The following is a 22147-nucleotide window of genomic DNA, read 5'->3' as shown; positions in this document are numbered from 1 at the left end:
GCCTGCGGCAAACTAAGTGAGACATATAATAAGGATTACTTAGCAAAATGCCCACCGGCCTCGACACCGACACATTCGGGTTCATCGTCAATGATCTGTCGCGCATCATCCGCGCCGAGATGGATCGCCGCACAACCGAAGCCGGCCTGGGCCTGACGACCGGCGAGGGCCGTGCGCTGTTCAACGTATTGCGCGCCGGCCCGATCCGTCAGACCGCCCTTGCCGATCGCCTTGGCATCGAGGCAATGACGCTGAGCGGCTTGGTCGACCGGCTCGAGGCCAAGGGATTTGTCGAACGCCAGCCCGACCCTGCCGATCGTCGCGCCAAGCTCGTCACCCTGACCGACGCTGGCTCGACGGTGGTCAAGCAGATCGAGCCGATCGCCGCATCGATCCGCAGCGAAGCCGCCCACGGCATCGATCCCGACGACTGGCAGCGCGTGCTGGCCGCGCTGCGCACCGCCCGGTCCAACCTGCTTGCAGTTCGCACCGAAGCGCTTTCGAGCGAGGATGCGGCGGCATGAACATGCGAACCGACATTGCCATGGCCGAACCATTGGAAGTTACCGCCACACCGATCATGAGCGAACGCCGGGTCTCCGTGATCGGGGGCCTGATGGTCGCCATCGGCCCGATCTCGCTGGCGCTGTTCACCCCGGCCATGCCCGAGATCGTCCAAGCCTTCGGCACCACCGAGGCGGCGGTCAAGATGACGCTGTCGCTCTATTTCGGCGGTTTCGCCTTTGCCCAGCTCATCTGCGGCCCGCTGTCGGATGGTTTCGGCCGCCGCCCGATCACGCTGGTTTTCATGGCGATCTATCTCGCGGCGAGCGTGCTGGCGCTGATGGCGCCCAATATCGAAACACTGGTCGCCGCCCGCTTCCTCCAGGGCGTCGGCGCCGCCGTGGGCGTGTCGGTGGCGCGCGCGGTCGTGCGCGACGTCTTCACCCATGAGCGCTCGGCCCGCATCATGAACATGATCGGCATCCTTCTGGCGCTCGGCCCGGCCATCGCCCCGACGCTGGGCGGCCTGACGATGGAGTTCTTCGGCTGGCATGCCATCTTCATCGTCATGGTGCTGCTCGGCATCGTTGTCATGCTGGTCGCCATGTTCGTCCTGCGCGAGACGGTGACGCGCGACCTGAGCCGCATCCGCCCGACGGCGCTCATCACGTCGTACGGCTCGCTGTTTCGCAGCCCTTATTTCGTTCTGTGCTGCCTGGTCATCGCCGGCACTACAGGCGCGATCTACACCCAGGCCACGGTGCTCGCCTTCATCCTGATGGAGCGTGTCGGCCTGACTCCAACCCAGTTCGGCATCGGCATGCTGATGCAGACGGCCAATTTCATGGCCGGAGCGGTCGTCATGCGCATGCTCATGCCCCGCTTCGGCGCCGTGTGCATGGTGCCGGTCGGCCTGACCTTCGTTGCCATCGGCGCCATTTCCATGGCCATCCTGCTCAGGACATATGAGCCCACGTTCCTGCTCGTCATGGTCCCAGTCGGCACCTACGCCTTCGGCATCGCCATGGTAACGCCGGCGATGATGACGGCGGCCATGGCCCCCTTCCCCAAAAATGCAGGTGCCGCCTCTTCCATGATGGGCTTCTTCCAGATGGGCGCCGGCATGGTCGGCGGCGCGGTGGCGGCATGGATGGGTGATCCGGTCAACGCTCTCGCCACGGTCATTCCCGCAATGGGCCTTGTCGCAATCGTGTCATGGCTGATCTGGCGCCGCCTGCCCGAACCCTCACTGATGACGCGGCTGAAGTAATCGCGTCATGGCGTTTCGCAACCGTCGCCAACCGTCGATTGCGTATTGGCTACGATGCGTCCATCCCTCGTCGTGAACATCTCGCGCATCGTCATGTCGTTGCCGGGAAAGTCGTAGCAGGTCAGCACCATCGTGGTGTCGCCCACCTCGCTCTCGATCTTGTGGCGGATGGTGGCGCCCTTGGCCGCCGTTTCCCATTCATCCATCGAGGCGATGAACTCGGCCTTGGACTGGGTCACGTCGAGATCGTCGAGCGTGATCGTCGCATCATCGGCCAGCAGCTCCGAAAGCGCGGCGCGATCGGCTTTCAGCAAGGCATCATACCAACGGTCGATGATGCTTTGCTGGGCGAGCGCCTGGAGCGGCACGGCGCAAATGGCCATGGCAAGCACAGCGCCTGCAACGATTGCCCTGACAGCCTTCATCGCCGCTTCCTCCGCAACGAACGTCCGGGCCATTAAACCCAGATCGCGACCGGAATGCCATAGGCATCCCTGCCAGGCGGCGACGGAAAACTTGTGGTCTCCCCGCGCTTGTGCCGTTCGGCAATCAGCATCATTGCGCAAGCGTCGAGAAAATCATCAGGTGCAGCGCCGCGCGGCGGTGTTTGATCGAGAAAAGCACGGTGATGGCCGCACCGCGCCAGCAGCATCCTCCGCTCTTCCATGCCGGCGAGGTTCACACGACCCTTTACCTTCTTCGGCAGGCTCATCGCCTGCCCGTCATTCAACCGCCAGAACGCCACTTCCGGATGCGATTCGATCACGCGCTCGCGCAAGTGCGGCCGCGCCATCATCAGCGCGTCGATCTCGCGGATCTTGGAGAAGATGTCGAAAGCCTGGATCGACACGCCACGTGGCGGTTCGGAGGTCTGCATTGCAACCTCGCTCGCCCGGCGATGCGCGGCATACCAGCCCTCAAGGTCTGTGAAGTCGGCCGTCTCGGCATGAACTGCCGCTCGCGAGGGGATCGAAAACACGCTCGACTGCCGCTGGCCGAGCAGCGGCCGCACCAAAGCCTCGGGTCCACGCCCTCCCTTGATCGTGAAGTCAGGCAGGCCGATAGGCATGTCGACCACCACAATGGCCTCGTCAGGCAACGCCGTCAGAAGTCCCTCGAAGCTGGAGAACACCTCGGCTCTCGGAAGTGTCCCGGCGTCGCTGCGGATCGCAGCGATCCAGCCACCCTTGCAGCCATCGACGCCGGCAACCGTCACGCCCCTGAATCCAGACTGGGTTTTCGGCTCCGCGATGGATGGATCAGCGTCCGCAGTTCGACCATCGCCATCGGATGCGACAGGCTTTGCGCATCGGTCTCCAGCTGCAGTTCATCACCGCCGCGTTTGGAGGTGCGGGCGAGTATTTCGTAGACCGAAGCGGTGGTCGTTTGCAGCGCCTTCCCTGCCGTCTGGCCGGCAAGCAACCGCGCCAGGAAAACCGCGGCGCTGAGGTCGCCAAGTCCGTTGGGTGGCTGCTCGACCGTGCGATGTTCGGCCAGCAGCGCCTGCGTCTGGGTGACCAGCAGATTGCCGGTGCCACCGGCCATCATCGCATGCGCCGAGGTTACCAGCATCGTTGCCGGCCCGAGCCCGAGGGCAGCCGCCATGGTCGCGCGCATGTCGTCGGCCTTGGCGCCCGCCAGCCACTCCAGCTCGTAGCGATTGGGCGTCGCGATATCGGCCAAGGGCAGCAACCGGTCACGAATGCCTGCCGCCAGCGCCTCGGCGACATAGAGTCCGCCGGAATCGCCGATGACAGGATCGCAGACATAAAGCGCCTTCGGGTTCTTCGCCTTCACCGTCTCGACCAGCGAGGCCACGGCCTCCACCTGGCCTGGCTCGCCGAGATAGCCCGACAGCACCGCCGCCACCTCGCCCAGCCACGGCGCCCGTTCGAGATCGGCCATGAAGGCGGCAAATTGTTCGGTCGGCGGTACGATGCGGGTCGCGCGGCCGTGGCCGGGATGCCAGGGCAAGATCACCGTCGGCACCGCCCAGACTGGATGTCCCAGCGTCTCAAGCGCGAACACCGCCGCGCGGTTGCCCACCGACCCGCGCGCGACATGGCTCGACACGACGATCACCGCGCGTGGCGCGGCTGTCCCGGCTTCAGATGTCATGGAATTATCCGCCTCGAACGAGATAGTTGATCAGCCACAGGGTCAGGCCAACGGTCAGCACGAAGCCTAGGATGCGGCCAATGCGCGTGCCGATATGCTCGATAGGATCGGCCTTGTTCACGTCGGCGGCGCTGAGATGATTGCGCATCTCGCTGGTCTTGCGCGCGACGAAAGATCCCCCGCCGGGATCGCTCTCACGCGCAATGCGGTCGAGGATACGGCGCGATTCCTTTTCGCCGTCGCTGTCTCGAGGCGACGCCATCGTCAAAGTTCTCCCGGCATCATCGCCAAATCGAACGCCGGTTTTTTCCGGCCATGTTTGTGATAATGCTGTGGCATCAGTTGCTTTGTCGAGGACAATCCGATGCGCATGCAAGCTTCGCCGGCACTTCCTGCTTTCCGCCTGCTTCCAGCGTTCGTCTTCCTGGCCGTCGTCGTGCCGTTGCTTTCGGCCTGCGGCTACAACACCATCCCGACACAGGAAGAGCAGGCGAAAGCCGCCTGGAGCGAAGTGCTGAACCAATACCAGCGCCGCGCCGATCTCATCCCCAACCTCGTCGAAACGGTGAAGGGCTACGCCTCGCACGAACAGGACACGCTCGAAGGCGTCGTCCAGGCCCGCGCCAAGGCAACCCAGGTCACCGTCACGCCCGAGACATTGACCGACCCCAATGCCTTCAAGGCTTTCCAGGACAACCAGGCGGGGCTGACGAGCGCGCTGTCGCGCCTGCTCGCGGTTGTCGAGAACTATCCCGATCTCAAGGCCAACCAGAACTTCATGGCGCTGCAGGCCCAGCTTGAAGGCACCGAAAACCGCATCGCGGTCGCCCGTCGCGACTACATCGAGACGGTTCGCGTCTACAACACCTCGCTCAAGACCTTCCCCTCCATGCTGTGGAACTCCCTGTGGTTCCGCAATCAGCCATTCCAGAACTTCACCGTCGCCGAAGACAAGCTCGAGGCGCCAAAAGTCAATTTCGGCACTAAGCAGGGCGGGTGACCGCAGCGGTCAGGCGTCAAAGCAGTGCTTTTCTCGCGGATGGGCGAGCTATGCCCCTCACCCTTACCCTCTCCCCGTAAACGGGGCGAGGGGGGCGTCGGCGTTGCCGCTTGTCCCTTCTCCCCGTCCGCTACGGGGAGAAGGTGCCGGCAGGCGGATGAGGGGCGGCGCGACCCTTTCCTTGGGGCGTTTTTTCGGCTGCTGGTCCTGATTGTTTCGGCATTGCTAATCTCCCTTCCCGCCCTTGCCGCCGAACTCCCCGCCCTTACCGGCCGCGTCGTCGATAATGCCGGCATCATCGACCCGGCCACCGAGGCCGATCTGGTGCAGAAGCTCCAGGCATTCGAGCAGAAATCTTCGGACCAGATCGTCGTCGCCACCGTTCCCAGCCTCGATGGTGAAGAGATCGAACCCTACGCCAACCGGCTGTACCGCGCCTGGAAGCTCGGCCAGGCGGGCGAGGACAATGGCGTGCTTGTGATCGTCGCCCCCAATGACCGGCGCATGCGCATCGAGGTTGGCTACGGTCTCGAAGGCGTTCTGACCGACCTGCACACCAAGCTGATCATCGAAAACACCATGGTGCCGGCCTTCCGCGCGGGTGACTTTTCCGGCGGCATCTCCAAGGCCGTCGACGACATCGTCATGGTGGTCGAAGGTGAAGGCGCCGAGCTCGAGGCTCGCGCCAAGCGCAACGAACAGACCGCCCTGACAGGCATGAGCGAAGACGACATCATCTTCTTCGTCTTCATCGCGCTTTGGATCGTCCTGTTCTTCGGCGGCATGGCCATGGCGATCCTGCCGCGCATCTACGGCCGCAAGCTCGGGCCTGGTCGCTACATCTGGCTTGGCATGACGTTCAACTACAACCAGCGCTCGGGCGGTTCGGGTGGCGGCTGGAGCTCGGGCGGCGGAGGCTGGTCGGGCGGTGGCGGCGGCTGGTCGTCGGGCGGAGGTGGCTTCTCCGGCGGAGGCGGCTCCTCCGGTGGCGGCGGATCGTCGGGGAGCTGGTAGACATGACCCAAACCACCCTCAACCCCGGTGACCACGAACGCATCGCCGCTGCCATCCGCGCCGCCGAAGCCCAAACGGCGGGCGAGATCTATTGTGTCGTCGCTCACCGCAGCGACGGCTATTTCTTCGCCTCTGCCTTTGCTGTCACCGTCGGCATCCTGCTGGTCAGCATGCTGGCCGCCTTCGCGCTCGAACATTGGTGGGTCGCGGTCAGGCTTCCGCATTTTGTCATCGTCCAATTGCTTGCGGTCGCGGCTGCCTGCGCCCTTTTGTGGTGGGCACCTGGCCTGCGCATCTGGCTGGTGCCGCGCCGCCTGCTTTGGCGCGCAGCGCACGCCAACGCGCTCCGGCAGTTCTACGCCCGCAACATCCATCTCACGACTTCACGCACCGGCGTGCTGGTCTTTGTTTCGCTGGCCGAGCGTTATGCCGAGGTCGTCGCCGACGCCGGCATCAACGCCAAGGTGCCGCAGCCTGCCTGGGACCGTATCGTCGGCGACCTGATCGAACAGGCGCGCGAAAACCGCCTCGCCGATGGATTTGTGTCGGCAATCGCCACTGTCGGCGCCCTGCTTTCCGAGCATTTCCCGATAGCATCCGACGACGCCAACGAACTCGACGATCACCTCGTCGAAATCTAGCTTGCCGCGATGGTGAGTCCATTTGGACACACCTTGCCGTGATCCACGTTCCCAATCGTGTGAAAGGCCGGTCCAGCCCCTGGCGGACTCTTTGCAACTGTCGAAACGCGGTTTATGGTTAAGAAACTATGAACACGCTGACCATCGACATCAGAAAAGCCGAGCCCCGCGATGCCGACGCCATCGCAGAGGTCCACCACGAGGCTTGGCGCGGTGCCTATTCCGGCATCATTCCCCATCGCGCCCTGACGACAATGATCAACCGCCGCGGCGGCGAATGGTGGGCCAACGCCATCAGGCGCGCCGCGACCGTCCTGGTCATCGAGATCGGCGGCAAGGTCGCCGGCTACGCCACCCTCGGCCGCAACCGCGCCCGTGAGCTCAAGCAGCAGGGCGAGATCTACGAACTTTACCTCCGTCCCGAATGCCAGGGCATCGGGCTCGGCAGCCGTCTGTTCGCTGCAGCCCGCCAGCGCCTCGCCGACCACGGCCTCAAGGGCATGGTGGTGTGGGCGCTCGAAGAAAACGAGAACGCGCTGTCGTTCTACGCCGGTGCCGGCGGCCGCGACATCGCCGAAGGTGTCGAGGTTTTCGACCAGAAGGCGCTCAAGAAGGTCGCCTTCGTCTGGGAATGACCCTTGGCCGGCCAAAGCGCCATGGCTTTGGTCGAATCAATATTGCATTGCACACGCGGCCCAAGGCGTTTATCGGGAGGCACCTTTAATCTGGAGCTTTCCCAATGCGCATCGACGCCATTTCGATCGGCAAGAACCCGCCCGAAGATGTCAACGTGATCATCGAGGTGCCCGTTGGCGGGCAGCCGATCAAGTACGAGATGGACAAGGAGGCTGGAACGCTCGTCGTCGACCGCTTCCTCTACACCCCGATGCACTATCCGGGTAACTACGGTTTCGTGCCGCACACGCTTTCCGGCGACGGCGACCCGATCGACGTTCTGGTCTGCAACACGCGCCAGCTCGTCCCCGGCTGCGTCATCAACGTGCGCCCCATCGGCGTGCTGGTCATGGAAGACAATGCCGGCCAGGACGAAAAGGTCATCGCCGTGCCTTCGCCCAAGCTTACCCGCCGCTACGAGAACGTGTTCAATCACACCGACCTGCCCGAGATCACCCTCCAGCAGATCGAGCACTTCTTCGAGCACTACAAGGATCTCGAGCCGGGCAAGTGGGTCAAGATCGGCGGCTGGCACGACGCGGCCTACGCCAAGAAGATGATCGTCGAAGCCATCGAGCGCGCCAAGCAGCTCAAGGCCTGAGATCGGCCTTACGGTCATTCGGTACGGGCGCGGTCGGTTTTCAGCCGGCCGCGCCCTTTTTCTTTGACCTGTGGGCAGCGTTGAACGGCTGCGTCGGCACGCCTTTGGCCAGGGAAAAACCCGCCGCGGCGCAATCCTGTGTGCCCGCTCAGCCGCTGGCCAGCCCCGTCAACAGCTTGGCCAGGTCGCCGGCATCGCCTGCGATGCGTACGGTCTTCAGCCGCGACGTGGCGCCGGCGACGACCGAGACCGATTTCTTGGGAACGTCGAGCGCGGCCGCGAGCAGCTTTTCGAGCGCCCCATTGGCCTCGCCCTTTTCCGGCACGGCGCGCACCCGAGCTGACAGGTGGGCACGCCCGTCGGCCGTCTGTTCAACGCCTTCGATGGCGTCCTTCGAAGAGCGTGGCGTCAGCCGCACGAACAACTCGACGCCGTCGTCACGCTTCCTGAAGAAGCCGGACACAGCGTGGTCAGATGACGAGCGGTGCCACGGTGGTCAGGATGAACTGCCTGACGAAGAACAGTGCCAGCAACAGGATGATCGGCGAGATATCGATCCCGCCGAGGTCGGGCATGAAGCGGCGGATCGGCCGCAGCGCCGGCTCTGTCAGCCGAAACAGCATGTTGCCGATGGTGCCGACGACCTGGTTACGCGGATTGACCACGTTGAAGGCGTAGAGCCAGGAGAAGATCGCCGAAGCGATGATGATCCACCAATACAGGTCGAGGGCCAGAACGATCGTCTGAATAAGGGCGAGCATGCCGTTCTCCAATGAATTGCCGACATTTAGCCATTGCATGCCTGAGCGGCAAGCCCCGCGCGGCCGAACCTCCTCCGCCTCCTTCCCCCATTGGCCAGGCAGCACCCGGTCCGCAGCCGGCCATTGTCTTGCTCCAGCCCATCATGACGGCTCGACTTCGCCCCCGGGGACCGGGCCATTCTCCCCAAGGAACCTTTCCGCGTCATGTCATGGTGACGAGTGGTCGGGCTATATCGCCGCTACGTCAACTGCTCGCTTGACAGACGCCTCGCGCAGCCAATAAATGCGGCCATCCGCTGGACGGGGCTGTAGCTCAGCTGGGAGAGCGCGTCGTTCGCAATGACGAGGTCAGGAGTTCGATCCTCCTCAGCTCCACCAGTGGATCAAACATCAAGGCCTTGGCTACAAATTGCGCTGGTGAGCAGCCGGTGAGCCGCTATAGGCGCGTTTTGCCCTAAAAGAGTTCGTAGTCGCCGAACGACGATGCATCTTGCGCTATCTGGGCGTCCTCGCCTGCCAGCCGGGAAGCCAGGTCTGAAAGGGTGATGGCAGCAAGAGCGCTCGTCAGGTCGAGCTGCCAGCCAGGCGGCACAGCCTGCTTCAGGTCGGCGAGGAAGCCGGCGAGGCAGTGCAATTTCTGTTCGATGTGGTCGAAACCCTGCAGCGCTTGCAGATAGGTGGGGTCGTGCATGGTGGCCTGCCCGCTTTGGGCGGAGACCAGCGGATGCATCCGCTCAACTGCCGCCGCAATGTCATGCAACTCGACGCTCACGCGCCCGAGCATGTCGGTGACGGGCGTGAGCGCTGATTGGGAATGTGCGCTGGCATGCTTCTGCATGGTGAGACGACCTTTTGCGGATCAGAAGAATTCGACGGAGCCGCCCGATTGCGCGACCGGCGGTTGCCTGGGCGAAACCGGGGCGACGAAGCCCTTGTCGCCGGAGAGCATGACCTGGCGGGCGCGGCCGGTCAGGGGCCAATATTCGACACGGCGGCCGCGATCACCACCCAGATCGCCCCCCACGATGCTGATCCCTTCGTTGCGCAGGAAGGTTTCGGCGAACTCCGCATTCATCGCACCGATGTCCGACAGGCCCTCGATGGTGCGCGCGCCGCCGAACAGCTTGGCCTCCAGCCTGTGACGGTGGGCGCCGCGCTGCAGCAGCCCGTTGACGAGAAGCTCCATCAAATGGACGCCGTAGCTTTGGGCATCCAGCGACTGGCGGACATTGTTGCCCGGCAGCAGGAAATGATTCATGCCGCCGGCCTGGGCGTAGGGGTCGCGGATACAGGCGGCGACGCAGGACCCCAAAATGGTCGTCAGCACGACGTCCCCTTCATGGACCACGTGGTACTCGCCGCGCATGACGGTGACGCGGTGGCTTTTGGCAACCAGCGTCACTTAAGCACTCCGACGATGGCCTCGATCGCCTTCTTCAGGGCCGGCGTGGTGAACGGCTTGGTCAGGAAGTTGTTGACGCCAAGCGCCACCGCACTTTCCAGCAGCTTGCGGTCGCCCTTGCCGGTCAGAAGGATGAACGGCGTCGTGCGGGTGGGGCCGTAGGAACGGATGGCCTTGAGCAACTGCAGGCCGTCGAGCTTCGGCATGTTGAAATCGGAGATCACCATATGCGCGGGCTGTTCCATCATGGCGCGCAGCGCCTGCTCGCCGTCCTTGGCGATGGCGATCTTGCGGATGCCCATTTCCTGCAACGCATCGGTGATGAGGATGCGGCTGGTCGTCGTGTCGTCGACCACGAGAACCTTAAAGTGTTCGAGGAATGCCATTTTTTACTCCATTGGAATTCGAGCGCGTGAGCGCCAGGATGTGGGCGGCGATCTTGTCCAGCGGCGCCTGCCGCTCGACCGCGCCGATTTCGAAAGCGACCCTGGGCATGCCGTAGACGAGGCTAGTGGCTTCGTCCTGGCCAAGCGTGTTGGCGCCCGCCTGCCGCATCTGCAGAAGTCCGGCAGCGCCGTCGCGGCCCATGCCGGTCAAAATTGCGCCGACAGCTTTGGAACCGGTCGCTTTGGCGACGGAGGCAAACAGCACGTCGACCGAAGGCCGGTGACCGTTGACGGTGTCGGTGCTGCGCAGCCGGCAGCGCAGCTGACCAGGCCCCGATACTTCAAGGTGCGTGGCGCCTCCGGGGGCGAGATAGACATGGCCGGTCGTGAGGGGCGCGCCATCGACGGCCTCGCTGACATGCGGCCGCGACATCCGGTTGAGGCGCTCGGCAAAGCTCTTGGTGAAGGCTCCCGGCATATGCTGGGTAATGACAGTAGGCGGGCAGTTCTGGGGAAACTGCGACAACACCGTAATCAGCGCCTCGACGCCGCCGGTCGATGAGCCGATCGCGACGATCTTGCCATTGGGAACATAGTCGGCATTTCCAGCCGGCTGCTCGCGGTGTCCATTGGCCTGCGTGTTCCCCACCAACGGGCGGATCTGGGCACGCGCGGCCGCCTTGACCGTAGCCTGCAACGCACCGAAGGCCCGGTCGTCGCTGAATGAGGCCTTGGAGATGCAATCGAAGGCACCGATCTCCAGCGCGGTGATCGTGGCTGTCGCATCCCTGCTGGTCAGGCTCGACACCATGATCACCGGCATGGGCCTGAGCCGCATGATCTTTTCGAGGAACTCGAGGCCATTCATGTTGGGCATCTCGACGTCGAGCGTGATGACGTCGGGATTGAGTTCCTTGATCTTGGTGCGTGCCTCCAGGGGGTCGGCGGCATGACCGACCACCTCGATGGCCGGATCAAGCCGCAACACCGCCGAAAGCAGGCTGCGCATGGTAGCGGAATCGTCAACGATGAGGACGCGGACCTGCTTCATGAGGGGCTTGCCTCGCGTAGCCGATAGGTGGTGATACCCTCGGGCTGGAAGTCCGCCGTCGCGGGCCCCGATACCCGTTCGGAATGGCCGATATAGAGGTGGCCGCCGGCCGTCAGAAGCGGCACGAAACGGCTCCAGATACGCGATTGCGTCGCTTCTTCGAAGTAGATGACGACGTTACGGCAAAAGATCGCCTGAAACAGGCCCTTCATCGGCCATGCGCCAATGAGGTTGAGCTCGCGGAACGCGACGATCGTGCGCATCTCTTCGTTGGCGCCGAACGCGTTGCCCTCACCCGAGCGCACTGGCGTGAACCAGCGGCGGCGCAGATCCGGCGGCACAGGGCGCAGCGCGGCCTCGCTGTAGACCCCTTCGCGGCCCATCGCCACCATGTTCGGATCGATGTCGGTGGCCAGCACCCTGATGTCGTAGTTGGCGGCCTCGGGCATCAAGGACAGGATGGTCAGCGCAATCGAATAGGGCTCGGCTCCATTCGAGCAGGCGGCCGACCAGATCCTGACGCGTCCGCCGCGCCGCGCCGCATCTAGCAGCGGCGGCAGCACCTGCTTGGCCAGATGTTCGAAATGATGCGGCTCGCGGTAGAAATTGGTGACATTGGTGGTCAGCGCCGCCAGCATCTTCTGGCGTTCGTCGAGCCCCTCACGCGAGGCAATCAGCGCGCAGTAGTCGCGAAAGCTCTCCAGTCCGAGCGCGCGCAGGCGCTTGGACAGTCTGGAATAGACGAGCGCGGCCTTTGCCTCGGTCAGGTGGATGCCGGCGTCGGCATGAAGCATCGCCGCGATCTGCCGCATATCCTCGCCGGTCAGCACGAACTCGCCCGCCACCAGACTCTGGCGCTGGTGGCGCGGCGCGTCGATGTTTTTGACGTTGCTCATGCCGCGATCGGCTCGAGTGTCGGCAAGACGTTGTCGAGCGCGATCAGGCTGATCATGCGGCCTTCGATGGCCAGCACCCCACGCACGAAGGTCTTGGCCATGTCGGAGGCAACGTCCGGCGTCGGCTGGATCGCGTCATCGGTCACCGACAAGATGTCGGACACCGCGTCGACCAGCAGCCCCACCACCTGCTGGCCAACCTGAGCCACCATGATGACATGGCGGACAGTGGGTTCGGGCGGCTGAAAGCCGAGGCGTGCCGCAAGGTCGACGATCGGCAGGATGGCGCCGCGCAGGTTGATCACGCCGCGCACGAAGGCTGGCGACTTGGGCAGCACTGTCGCGGGCGCCCAGCCTCTGATCTCGCGGACCGACATGATGTCGACGCAGAACTCCTGATCGCCGATGCGGAACGCGATGAGCTCGCGGGTGGTGTTGTCGTGTTTGATGGTCTCGGTCATGGCATCACCCTGCTGCTGCAAGAACGGGTTCAAGATTGGTCACGTCGGATTGCGAATTGGCGATCACCGCATCGACATCGAGGATCAGGGCGACACGGCCATCGCCCAGGATGGTGGCGGCGGCGATGCCCGGCACGTGCCTGTAGTTCGATTCAAGGCTCTTGATGACGACCTGGCGCTGGCCCTGGATCGTGTCGACGAGCAGCGCGCTGCGCCGGCCGCCCTCCGTTTCCACAAGGATGGCGACGCCGGCCAGTGGATCGGTCGCGGCACTGCGAAAATCGAGCTCGCGGCCGATATCGACCAGCGGCGTGAAAGCGTCGCGGATGGCAATGACACGGGCACTGCCACCAAGCCCATGCACATCGGCAGCTTTCGGCTGCAAGGTCTCGATGATGGCGGTCAGCGGAACGACGAGCGTCTGGTCGGCGACCGTAACCACCATGCCGTCAAGTACGGCCAGCGTCAGCGGCAGGCTCATGGTGAAGGTCGAGCCCTTGCCCGGACGCGAGGCGATCGACAGGCGGCCGCCCAGGGACTGGATCGAGCGCTTGACAACGTCCATGCCGACGCCGCGCCCCGAGATGTTCGACACTTCCGACGCCGTCGAAAAGCCGGGCAGGAAGATCAGGTTGTCGATCTCCTCATCGGTGAGCGGCGCATCGGCGGCGATCAGCCCCTTGCCGGCGGCGAGCGCCTTGACGCGCTGCCTGTCGATACCGGCACCGTCGTCGGCAACCTCGATGACGATGCGGCCCGACCGGTGCATCGCCGAAAGGCGCACGACACCTTCCGCCGGCTTGCCGGCGGCAACACGAACTTCCGGCTTCTCAAGCCCGTGATCGATCGCATTGCGGATCATGTGGGTAAGTGGATCGGTCAGCCGGTCGATCACTGTTTTGTCGACCTCGGTGCCCTCGCCATCGGTGATCAGACGAACCGACTTGCCGGTCATGCCCGCAACTTCGCGCACCAGGCGCGGCATGCGCTGGAAGACCGACTTCACCGCTTGAGCGCGGATCGCCATGACGCATTCCTGGATTTCGCGCGTCAGCTGTTCGAGTTCGTCGAGGCCGATGGCAACCGCCGAACCCGGCACATGCCCCGCCTCGATCACGCGCTGCGACAGCATCGCCTGGTTGATCACCAGTTCGCCGACGAGGTCGATCAGGCGATCGACCCGTTCGAGGTCGGCGCGAATGGTCTGCGGTGCGGCGGCGCCCGGCTCGTTGCGAGCCGCGCCGGTCTTTGCCGCGGCAGCGCTTGGGTCGGGCTCCTCGATCGCGGGGGGCGGAGCCGCATCAGGTAAAGCCACAGGAACGACGGTTTCGTCCGCCTGGATCGAGCGCAGCAATGCCGCGAGCGCGTCATCCGTCGAGCCGGTCTCGGCGTCGTCGGCTTGAATGCTCAGGCTGCAATCCCACTCCACGAACTCGAACACCTCGCGGATTGCGTCCTCACCCTTTTCGGTCGTGAGCTTGATCGCCCATTCGAGATACGCCCCTTCCGGATCGAGTTCGCCCAGGAGCGGCAGATCGGAGGCATCACAGATGATCTCCATCTGGCCGAGCCGTTCCAGTTCGCGCAGCACGAGTGCGGTCTCATTGCCTTTGGCATAGAGTTCGGGCTTGGGCTTGAAGCTGACGGTGAAGCTGCGCCCGGCATCGGCCGCAGAGTCGGAAAAGTCGAAAGCGACAGTGACCGGCGTGAAGGAGAAGTCGCTCATGTCGTCTTCTTCGGCCTCAGCGTCAGCCGCTCCGCCGGGGCTCAGCGCGTTGAGCTCGGCGACGAGAACATCGCTGCGCTCGCCGTCGACGGCGAGCCCGTCGCGCGCTGCGACCACGAGATCCGCCAGCAGATCGGCAGCCCGCAGCATGACCCCGAGCACGTCGGCCGATGGCTCCAGGGCGCCAGTCCTGAGATGGTCGAGCGTGGTTTCGAAGACATGGGCGAATTGCACCAGCTCTTCGAGGCTGAAGGCGCCCGCGCCGCCCTTGATGGAATGCACCGCGCGGAACACCGCATTCACGGTGTCCGGTTCGGCTTCCCCGCGTTCGATTGCGAGGAGGCCCGCTTCAAGTTCAGCGAGTTGCTCCTCGCATTCCTGGAAGAAAGTCTGTTTGACCGTTGCCATTGCGTCCACGGACATGTTTCCCAGTCAGTTCAAGCCGCCACGCGGCGGATAGCGTCGATCAGCTTGGCGGGGTCGAAGGGCTTGACGATCCAGCCGGTTGCACCGGCACGCCGCGCGCGATCCTTCTTTTCGGCATCGCTCTCGGTTGTCAGGACCAGGATGGGAATCCCCCGATAGGCGGCATCACTGCGCACCTGCTCGATGAAGCCGAAGCCATCCATCCTGGGCATGTTGATGTCGGTCACGATGACCTGGGGCGACTCGCCTTTCAGCACTTCGAGGCCGTGTACGCCGTCCTCAGCCTGAATGACTCGGTAGCCGGCTTGCGACAGCGCCAGTTTCAGCATCTCGCGCATGGTGCGAGAATCATCGACGGTCAAAATGGTCGCGCTCATTCCGACATTTCCTCCCTTGTGAAATCCGCTTCCGCTATTCCCAGCAGCCGCAGGCCTTCGATGAAGGTGGGCGTCAGGTTGGTGAAGGAGAGCGCGGTATCATCCGCGCTCCAGGTTTTTTTTGCCGACAGGAGAACCTGAAGGCATTGCCCGCCGATCCGCTCCACACGCGAGCTATCGATGGTCAGCGCGGTTCCGCGCATTGCGAGCAAGCCTTCGGCCAGGGGCGTTGCGGCCCTGAAGTCCAAGACCGGAGCAAGCTCGAGTATCCGCTGTGATGGATCGGTAACGGCCGTCATGGATGCCTCAGAATTCCTGCCAGTCGTCGGCCGCCGGAGCGATCGCACGTGCGGCGTTGGACCCGTAGCTGGCAACTGCAACCTTCAATTCAGGCCGCGGCGCGCGAACTGGGGCCTTGTGGCTTGAGGGGCGGCTTGTTTCGACCGCAACGGCCTTGCCAAGCCGGAAGGTGCTGATCTGACGCGACAGCTCTTCGGTTTCCTGGGACAGCGAGTGGCTTGCCGCTGTCGATTCCTCGACCATTGCAGCGTTCTGCTGGGTAACCTGGTCCATCTGGTTGACCGCCGAATTGACCTGATCGAGCCCCGTCGACTGCTCATGCGCGCTTGCCGCGATGTTGGTGACCACCGAGTTGATCTCGGCCACCTGCACCACGATGCGCTCCAGTGCCTTGCCGGTCTCGGCTACCAGCTTGACGCCTTCGCCGACCTGGGTCGTAGACGTCGAGATCAGGCTCTTGATCTCGCGAGCCGCTTCGGCCGAACGCTGGGCCAACGCACGCACTTCCGAGGCAACCACAGCAAAGCCGCGCCCTGCATCGCCGGCACGTGCCGCTTCCACACCCGCGTTGAGCGCCAGAAGGTTGGTCTGGAAGGCGATCTCGTCGATCACGCCGATGATACGGCTGATCTGCTCCGACGACTTCTCGATCGTGCCCATTGCGTCGATGGCCTTGCGCACCACAACGCCGCTGGTCTCGGCATCGGCCTTGGCCGTCGAGACGACTTCCCGGGCATGCACTGCACCTTCAGCCGTCTTCTTGACGGTTGCTGTGATCTCGTCGAGCGCGGCCGCGGTCTCTTCGAGGCTGGCAGCCTGCTGTTCGGTGCGGCGCGACAGGTCGTCGGCAGCGGTGTAGATCTCGCCGGTGCCTGCGTGGATGGCCTTAACGCTCGAAGTAATGCTGAGCATCGTCTGCTGCAGCTTTTCGACCGAGTCGTTGAAGTCCGAGCGTAGCTTGACCAGCTTGTCGGGGAACGGTGCGTCGATGCGGTGCATCAGGTCGCCCTTCGACAAGGCGTCGAGGCCATTGCCGAGCGCAACGATGGCGATGTTGTCCTGGCGGTCTTCCTCGGCCTTTTGCGCCGCGCGAGCCGCATTGTCTTCGTCCGCACGCCGGCGCGTTTCCGCAGCCTCTGCCTCGAGACGCACCTTTTCGATGGCGGCGTCCTTAAACGTCTGCACCGCCGACGCCATCTGGCCGACCTCGTCCATGCGCTCGACTGCCGGAATAGCGACCTTGAGGTCGCCGGCGGCGAGGCTGCGCATGGCCTGCGTCATGCGGTTGACCGGCGTGGCGATCTGGTTCGATAGCCAAGCCGCGATGATCAGCAGAATGACGATCGTCGCGCCTGCGCCGCCGAGCTGCAGATACTGTGCCGTTGCGATAGCATTGTCCTTGAGGACCGCGGTCTCGTCTTCCCACTTGGTGATTTCGGCCTGCATGTCGGCAACTGCGCTGCGAACGGTGCTCTGCACTTCCGACGCCCGGGTCGAAGCTGCCAGGTCGCGACCTTGGTCGAAGGTCGCGGCATTGCGGGCGAGTTCTACCATCGGATCGCCGATTTCGACGCGCCAAGTGTTGGCCGCCGCTTTGAACTTTTCGATGGCATCGACCACGTCTTTGTCGGTGATAGGCATGCCCAGGACGTCGGCGATCGTCTTGTCGACGTTTTGCGACGTATCATGATAGCGCTTCGCGATGTCCGGCCGCAGCGCCAGCACGTAAGTGCGTGCAATGTTGGAGCGGTCGAGATGAAGCGCCTCCGCCTTTCCGATGGTGGCGAGCACGCTGCTTGCCACCCGAAGTTCCCCACTGGCGTCGTCGATCTGTTGGAGCGCCCGCGTCAGCATGGACGCGACGACGACGCTGACGATGACGATCGCCGAGAAGGCGAGCGCCAGCTTGCGCACAATACTGAGATTGGTGGTCGAGAACCCTGCTCGCCGCGGCGGCGCGCTGTGATGGGCTGATGTCTGGTCGAAGGTGATACTCATTGGGCGTCCCTTGCCGTAGAGATAGCGAAACTTGGTTGGTTGCCCGCAGGTCTTCAGTGCCGGCAAAGCCCGGCCGCCCGGCGAAAAGCTTTCAGCTTCCCACCGCTTGAAGACATGCAGATTGTGATTTGGCGGATCTCCGCCAGCGGCTTCGCGAGCGGAATTGTTTTGAAAACAGGTTTTAAAAGCAGTTTTTCAAAAGTGGCGTTTTAAGAGCTAATCATGCCTTGCCTGTACGTTACATTCCCCGAAAACGCCGACAGGAAACCCCTCCCTGTCGCGTTTAGGTCCGAGCAATCTCGTTGACTCCACCTAGGCAGAAGAAATTACCCAAATATGAAGAATTGTAATGATCTCAAGGCGTTGAGTCCTCTCTACTGGACGCGTCATGAGTCTCTGCGGCGCCGATACAGTACATAGGAGGTAAGTACCCACGCCTGTTCATGATGCGCCAAAGTCATTCTGTTCCGATGGGAAGATCAGTTGCTGGACGACTCAGGCTGAATCCTAGTCGCTCTGGCTCCAAGCTGCGGCCGTTCGACAGTCGAATCGACCGATTTTGCGACCGTGTCGATCCGTTGCTGGTTGACGACTCGATGGTCGGCTGGAGCGATATCTGCCTCAATCTTGCCGATCAGTTTGGTGAACTTGGTGGAGATCGCGCGCCCACAACCGACGAAATTGCCGGCGACAACGCAATTTTTCCACGCAGAACTCTGGAAATGACCTTGAGTCAGGAGAATTGGCTGAAGGCTTTCGCGCGACGGTTGCAAAGCAACGCTTCGGTCCATCGCTGATATAGAATCAGTATTTATTTCGACATCCTGAAATATAGCTTGTCAGGCGACTCATTGACATTCGTTGACGCTACGAAAAACCAACCCGACTATGACAACAACGCCGCCGCGGTCCGTCACTGCCAGGTTGTACTTCTGGCGCCAGGCAAAAGGCAGAGTTGACGAGCAGGCCTGCCTGGCTCGAATACTGGGCAAGGTCGACTGTCAAATCTGGCCGGCAGCAAGGTGGCACGACATCTTCACGTCTTGCGCGACAGTCAGCCTACTCTCGACTCCCCGACCATCGTCGGATAGCGATTGGCGTATGGTGGCCTGATTGGCTGCCCTAGGCCGTCGAACATGGGGGGATTGGCTGGACGTGAGTTTGCGCGGCGCCTTGCGGATCGGTTCCGCTATCATTCTCATGCTCATCGTCCTCGCCGCAACGGCCTGGGCTTCACTTGCCCTATGGTACCGGGTGCCGGCGCCGGAACTGGTTCGAGCGCTTGCCGCAGGCCTGTTCGCGCTGCTCGGCATCGCCACTTCCATCGCACTCTTTGGCCGCCTGCACCTTTATGCGATTGCGCTTTTCATAGTCGCTTTCGCTTTAGTTCTGCTCTGGTGGAGCACCATCCGGCCGCCCGAACATGCCGATTTCGCGCCCGATGTCTCGCGCCAGATGACAGGAACGCGCGACGGAGACATGTTGACGCTGACCAATGTTCGCGACTTCGAATGGCGCAGCAACACCGACTTCACGGAGCGCTGGACGACCAAAACCTACGACCTGACCAAGGTCCGGACACTCGACCTGTTCATGTCCTATTGGGCCGGGCCGGAAATGGCCCATGTCATCATGAGTTTCGGTTTTGAAGGCGGCGAGCAGATTGCGTGGTCGATCGAGGTGCGGCGGCGCAACGGCGGCAAATTCTCCCCGCTCGCCGATCTGTTCAAGAGCAATGCGCTGGTTATCGTCGCCGCCGAAGAACGCGACGTGGTCGGCGTTCGCTCGAACATCCGCGGCGAGGACGTCCAGCTCTACCGGCTCAACGTATCTCCAGAAGCCGCCAGGGTGCTGCTGCTCGAATATGTCGCCGATGCCAATGCCTTGGCAAAGACGCCGCGTTTTTACAATTCCATCACCACCAACTGCACCACCGTCATCGTCAAGATGATACGAGCGGTCGGCGACCTCATCCCGCTCGACTGGCGCCTCATCGTCAACGGCTACCTTCCCGAATACGCCTATGATCGCGGCGCGCTCGACAGCCAGCTGTCGATGCAGGAACTGCGCGCCCGCGCCCATATCGACGAGCAGGCGCGGGCAGCCGGGCTGGGCCCTGATTTTTCACGGCTCATCCGCATCGGCGTTCCCTCCCCTGTCCAGGCTCAGTAAGCGGACAAGGGAGCACGGTTCAGAAGCTTGAGGTCAGGCTCACCCACACGCGCCTGCCTTCCATCACCGCGTTGTTCTCGGCGGTCTCGACCCGCTCGTCGAACAGATTGTAGACGGCCGCGTTCATGACGAAGTTTTCGGTGAACGCGTAGGTCGCGCCGACATCGACAGTGGCATAGCCATCATACTTGCGCCCGATCGCGCCGTTGCGCACCACTGGCTTGCCGATTGTTCCGATTCGAGGGCCAGCGTTGATTTCCGAGCCGTGATAATTCGCCGCCGCCCAGGCCGAAAGCCCCTCCATCGGCGTTATCCAGTCTAGCCGCACATTGGCCATGTGCTTGGGCGTGCGGGCCAGCGGGAAGCCGGCAAAGGTACCTGTCTGCTGTTCCGAGTGGGTATAGGTGTAGCTGCCGCGGATCGAGAGTGCATCGGTCGCCTCCCAACTCGCTGTCAGTTCCAGGCCTTGTATGATGGCGTCGTCGATATTGTAGTTGTACCAGAGCCGGTACTTGGGGTCTTCGCTCCAGCGCACCGGTTTTCCCGCTGCATCGAGGACCATGGCGTTGGCAAGCTTGTCCTTGAAGTCGGTATAGAAGTAGGTCGCGCCGGCGGTGAAGCCGCCGAGGCTGTCCCACAGCGCGCCCAATTCATAGCTGGTGCTGGTCTCGGCCCTTAGGTTCGGGTCGGCGATGATGACCCCACATGTGCCGTTCGGTCCGTAGGTGCAGCTGCCGCCGCCGGTCGTGTAGGCATAGCCGGGCGCGATCGCCCGCACGTCGGGCGCGCGGAAGCCGGTCGAAACACCGCCTTTGACCGTCCATTGATCCGTCGGGTTCCAGACACCGTAAAGCCTTGGGCTGAAATGCGAGCCATATTCCTGGTGATTGTCCATCCTGAGCCCGCTTGTCAGGGCAAAGCTGTCGGAGATCTGCCATTCGTCTTCGGCAAACAGCGCCCACTGCAGGATCTGGAACTGCTCGTCGCGGCCTGTCCGGCGACCGGGGTTCTGGTCGGTCAGCATTGCGTCGAACACCTGCCCGCCGGTCACCAGCGTGTGCGAGCCGAGAAACTCGAACGGTGTGGTGAACTTGCCGTCAAGTACCGAATTGCGGATTTCGGGCGAGCGGGGGTTTTCCACGAAGTCGCGACGCTTCTTGTCCCAGTTGAAATTCGTGCGCTCGGCCCATTCCTGCTGGAACGAGAACTCGGAGGTCGTCCAGCCCCAGTCACCGATATGCGTCAGCGACCAGTGGTCGCGATCATTGGTGTTGTAGGTCGAAACGCCGTTTGCAGCGATTGTCTGGCCGGCGCTGGCATCGCGCTTGATCCGTGCCAGGCCTCCTTCGAGCCGGAACTCGTGATTTTCGTTCGGAACGAAAGTCAGCCGCCCGCCCAGTGTTCCTTCCTTGGCGCCAGTGATGCCCCCGAGCAGCGAATCCTCACCGCGCTTCAGGCCCTGGCCCCAGACCTGCAGGCCCAGCGTCTCCTGGAGGACAGGCCCGTTCAGGTAGAATGTTCCCTGGCCGGAGCTGCCGAACTCGTCGTGCTGCTGCACTGTCCCGTCGGCGGTGAACGAGCCGGACCACGTCTCGCCGACCTTGCGCGTGATGATGTTGATGACACCACCCATCGCATCCGAGCCGTAAAGCGACGACATCGGCCCGCGCACGACCTCGATCCGCTCGATTGCCGAAAGCGGCGGCAGGAAATTCTGCTCGAACCCGGCATTGCCGTTGACACGCGCCTCGCGCGTGCTCTGGCGCTTGCCGTCAACGAGGATCAGCGTGTACTGGCCGGGCAATCCCCGGATGAAGATGTCCTTTTCGTTGGCCGGACCGGTCACCGTGACACCCTGGACGTCGCGCAGGGCATCCGTCAGATCGCGAAACGTGCCCTTCTCCAGCTGCTCGCGCGACACAACCGTAATGCTCGCCGGGGCATCCTTGACGTTCTGCTCGAAGCCGGACGCCGTCACCACGAGCTGTTGCAGGACCGTGCTGTCCCTGTTGGCAGGCGCCGGCTTTTGCGAGGACTGTGCGAATGCAGCCGAAGACACAAGCAGCGCCAGGCCTGACAGGCAGGTGCAAGCAAGCAGCATGTTGACCCGAGGCAACCCGGCCGGCCTGACGCGCTCTCGACTGGAACCCCTGCAGCTTGGCCGGTCCGCATCCAGACGGTTGAAACAATTCATGAAATCGCCCCATCACTTAAACTTGAGTGTAAAAGTCTTCTTATTTATCGAATAGGGACGGTCAACCTTGGTGTTTGCGAGCGATTCCAAATTCAGGAAAACGCAATTTGGACCGGTGGCGCGTCTCGCCGGGATTTGCTTCGCGTTCGATGACGAGTGGGCATGGATACAACT

Annotated in this window: 26 protein-coding genes and 1 tRNA gene; 10 read left to right on the top strand and 17 right to left on the bottom strand. The window is 63.0% G+C overall.

The window, feature by feature from the left end; all coding sequences use genetic code 11:
- The first annotated feature begins 47 nt into the window (after positions 1-47).
- Complete coding sequence (locus tag C8K44_RS03120; protein WP_109574286.1) at positions 48-524, top strand: MarR family transcriptional regulator; 477 nt, start codon at positions 48-50, stop codon at positions 522-524.
- A complete protein-coding gene (locus tag C8K44_RS03115) occupies positions 521-1774 on the top strand; it encodes a multidrug effflux MFS transporter (RefSeq protein ID WP_109574285.1) in 1254 nt (417 codons plus the stop codon). Before C8K44_RS03120 ends, C8K44_RS03115 begins: the two co-directional genes overlap by 4 nt.
- A 5-nt stretch (positions 1775-1779) precedes the next feature.
- Here the strand turns inward: C8K44_RS03115 and C8K44_RS03110 are convergent, their stop codons facing one another.
- Genes C8K44_RS03110 through C8K44_RS03095 form a run of 4 tightly spaced genes read right to left on the bottom strand, consistent with a single transcriptional unit; the run spans position 1780 to position 4154 of the window.
- Positions 1780-2199 (bottom strand): nuclear transport factor 2 family protein, encoded by a 420-nt coding sequence (locus C8K44_RS03110; protein WP_109574442.1) that lies wholly within the window; start codon positions 2197-2199, stop codon positions 1780-1782.
- Between the two features lie 32 nt (positions 2200-2231).
- On the bottom strand, positions 2232-2990 hold the full coding sequence (locus C8K44_RS03105; protein WP_109574284.1) for a DUF429 domain-containing protein: 759 nt from the start codon (positions 2988-2990) through the stop codon (positions 2232-2234).
- Entirely contained in the window at positions 2987-3892 is a 906-nt protein-coding gene (gene pdxY / locus C8K44_RS03100; RefSeq protein ID WP_109574283.1) for a pyridoxal kinase PdxY, read from the bottom strand. Before pdxY ends, C8K44_RS03105 begins: the two co-directional genes overlap by 4 nt.
- A gap of 4 nt (positions 3893-3896) precedes the next feature.
- Positions 3897-4154 carry a hypothetical protein gene (locus tag C8K44_RS03095; RefSeq protein WP_109574282.1) on the bottom strand — a complete coding sequence of 86 codons (258 nt, stop codon included), beginning with the start codon at positions 4152-4154 and terminating at the stop codon, positions 3897-3899.
- 108 nt (positions 4155-4262) lie between these two features.
- Here C8K44_RS03095 and C8K44_RS03090 point away from each other — a divergent pair, with 108 nt between their 5' ends.
- From C8K44_RS03090 to ppa, 5 genes are all read left to right on the top strand, one after another.
- The gene (locus C8K44_RS03090; protein ID WP_109574441.1) at positions 4263-4892 is read left to right on the top strand and encodes a LemA family protein; all 630 of its coding nucleotides are present in this window, start codon (positions 4263-4265) and stop codon (positions 4890-4892) included.
- Between the two features lie 198 nt (positions 4893-5090).
- Positions 5091-5906, top strand: coding sequence for a YgcG family protein (locus C8K44_RS03085; protein ID WP_109574440.1), 816 nt, complete (start codon positions 5091-5093; stop codon positions 5904-5906).
- 2 nt (positions 5907-5908) lie between these two features.
- The gene (locus C8K44_RS03080; protein ID WP_109574281.1) at positions 5909-6547 is read left to right on the top strand and encodes a TPM domain-containing protein; all 639 of its coding nucleotides are present in this window, start codon (positions 5909-5911) and stop codon (positions 6545-6547) included.
- A gap of 128 nt (positions 6548-6675) precedes the next feature.
- Positions 6676-7182, top strand: a complete 507-nt coding sequence (locus C8K44_RS03075; RefSeq protein WP_109574280.1) for a GNAT family N-acetyltransferase — start codon at positions 6676-6678, stop codon at positions 7180-7182.
- Between the two features lie 104 nt (positions 7183-7286).
- Entirely contained in the window at positions 7287-7823 is a 537-nt protein-coding gene (gene ppa, locus C8K44_RS03070) for an inorganic diphosphatase (protein ID WP_109574279.1), read from the top strand.
- A 148-nt stretch (positions 7824-7971) separates the two neighbouring features.
- Here the strand turns inward: ppa and C8K44_RS03065 are convergent, their stop codons facing one another.
- Positions 7972-8286, bottom strand: a complete 315-nt coding sequence (locus C8K44_RS03065; RefSeq protein ID WP_109574278.1) for a DUF167 family protein — start codon at positions 8284-8286, stop codon at positions 7972-7974.
- Positions 8287-8293: 7 nt separating this feature from the next.
- Positions 8294-8584: a YggT family protein gene (locus C8K44_RS03060; RefSeq protein WP_109574439.1), complete on the bottom strand. Its 291-nt coding sequence runs from the start codon at positions 8582-8584 to the stop codon at positions 8294-8296.
- Between the two features lie 302 nt (positions 8585-8886).
- On the opposite strand from C8K44_RS03060, the gene C8K44_RS03055 reads away from it, so the two are divergent.
- Positions 8887-8962: transfer RNA gene (locus C8K44_RS03055), tRNA-Ala, on the top strand.
- A 76-nt stretch (positions 8963-9038) separates the two neighbouring features.
- On the opposite strand, the gene C8K44_RS03050 is transcribed toward C8K44_RS03055, so the two are convergent.
- The 10 genes from C8K44_RS03050 to C8K44_RS03005 are packed head-to-tail and all read right to left on the bottom strand — an operon-like array spanning position 9039 to position 17607.
- On the bottom strand, positions 9039-9422 hold the full coding sequence (locus C8K44_RS03050) for a hypothetical protein (RefSeq protein WP_109574277.1): 384 nt from the start codon (positions 9420-9422) through the stop codon (positions 9039-9041).
- A 21-nt stretch (positions 9423-9443) separates the two neighbouring features.
- The gene (locus tag C8K44_RS03045; RefSeq protein WP_245417353.1) at positions 9444-9950 is read right to left on the bottom strand and encodes a chemotaxis protein CheD; all 507 of its coding nucleotides are present in this window, start codon (positions 9948-9950) and stop codon (positions 9444-9446) included.
- A 32-nt stretch (positions 9951-9982) separates the two neighbouring features.
- Positions 9983-10372 (bottom strand): response regulator, encoded by a 390-nt coding sequence (locus C8K44_RS03040; RefSeq protein WP_109574275.1) that lies wholly within the window; start codon positions 10370-10372, stop codon positions 9983-9985.
- On the bottom strand, positions 10350-11423 hold the full coding sequence (locus C8K44_RS03035; RefSeq protein ID WP_109574274.1) for a chemotaxis response regulator protein-glutamate methylesterase: 1074 nt from the start codon (positions 11421-11423) through the stop codon (positions 10350-10352). Before C8K44_RS03035 ends, C8K44_RS03040 begins: the two co-directional genes overlap by 23 nt.
- The gene (locus tag C8K44_RS03030; RefSeq protein WP_109574273.1) at positions 11420-12319 is read right to left on the bottom strand and encodes a protein-glutamate O-methyltransferase; all 900 of its coding nucleotides are present in this window, start codon (positions 12317-12319) and stop codon (positions 11420-11422) included. The genes C8K44_RS03035 and C8K44_RS03030 overlap by 4 nt, the downstream gene beginning before the upstream one ends.
- Positions 12316-12780 carry a chemotaxis protein CheW gene (locus tag C8K44_RS03025; protein WP_109574438.1) on the bottom strand — a complete coding sequence of 155 codons (465 nt, stop codon included), beginning with the start codon at positions 12778-12780 and terminating at the stop codon, positions 12316-12318. Before C8K44_RS03025 ends, C8K44_RS03030 begins: the two co-directional genes overlap by 4 nt.
- A gap of 4 nt (positions 12781-12784) precedes the next feature.
- On the bottom strand, positions 12785-14914 hold the full coding sequence (locus C8K44_RS03020; protein ID WP_109574272.1) for a chemotaxis protein CheA: 2130 nt from the start codon (positions 14912-14914) through the stop codon (positions 12785-12787).
- Positions 14915-14943: 29 nt separating this feature from the next.
- Positions 14944-15309, bottom strand: a complete 366-nt coding sequence (locus tag C8K44_RS03015; protein ID WP_109574271.1) for a response regulator — start codon at positions 15307-15309, stop codon at positions 14944-14946.
- Complete coding sequence (locus C8K44_RS03010; RefSeq protein ID WP_109574270.1) at positions 15306-15608, bottom strand: STAS domain-containing protein; 303 nt, start codon at positions 15606-15608, stop codon at positions 15306-15308. The genes C8K44_RS03015 and C8K44_RS03010 overlap by 4 nt, the downstream gene beginning before the upstream one ends.
- A gap of 7 nt (positions 15609-15615) precedes the next feature.
- Positions 15616-17607 carry a methyl-accepting chemotaxis protein gene (locus C8K44_RS03005; RefSeq protein ID WP_245417340.1) on the bottom strand — a complete coding sequence of 664 codons (1992 nt, stop codon included), beginning with the start codon at positions 17605-17607 and terminating at the stop codon, positions 15616-15618.
- Positions 17608-18050: 443 nt separating this feature from the next.
- Between C8K44_RS03005 and C8K44_RS27250 the strand changes: the two genes are divergently transcribed.
- Together C8K44_RS27250 and C8K44_RS02995 are read left to right on the top strand one after the other, a co-directional pair.
- Positions 18051-18404 (top strand): hypothetical protein, encoded by a 354-nt coding sequence (locus tag C8K44_RS27250; RefSeq protein WP_146203903.1) that lies wholly within the window; start codon positions 18051-18053, stop codon positions 18402-18404.
- A gap of 403 nt (positions 18405-18807) precedes the next feature.
- A complete protein-coding gene (locus C8K44_RS02995) occupies positions 18808-19779 on the top strand; it encodes a DUF4105 domain-containing protein (RefSeq protein WP_109574436.1) in 972 nt (323 codons plus the stop codon).
- A 19-nt stretch (positions 19780-19798) separates the two neighbouring features.
- Here the strand turns inward: C8K44_RS02995 and C8K44_RS02990 are convergent, their stop codons facing one another.
- Positions 19799-21880, bottom strand: coding sequence for a TonB-dependent receptor (locus C8K44_RS02990; protein WP_109574268.1), 2082 nt, complete (start codon positions 21878-21880; stop codon positions 19799-19801).
- Between the last annotated feature and the right edge of the window lie 267 nt (positions 21881-22147).

The sequence above is a fragment of the Aminobacter sp. AP02 genome (assembly GCF_003148805.1).
Lineage (GTDB): Bacteria > Pseudomonadota > Alphaproteobacteria > Rhizobiales > Rhizobiaceae > Aminobacter.
This window is presented reverse-complemented; position numbering and strand designations above follow the sequence as displayed.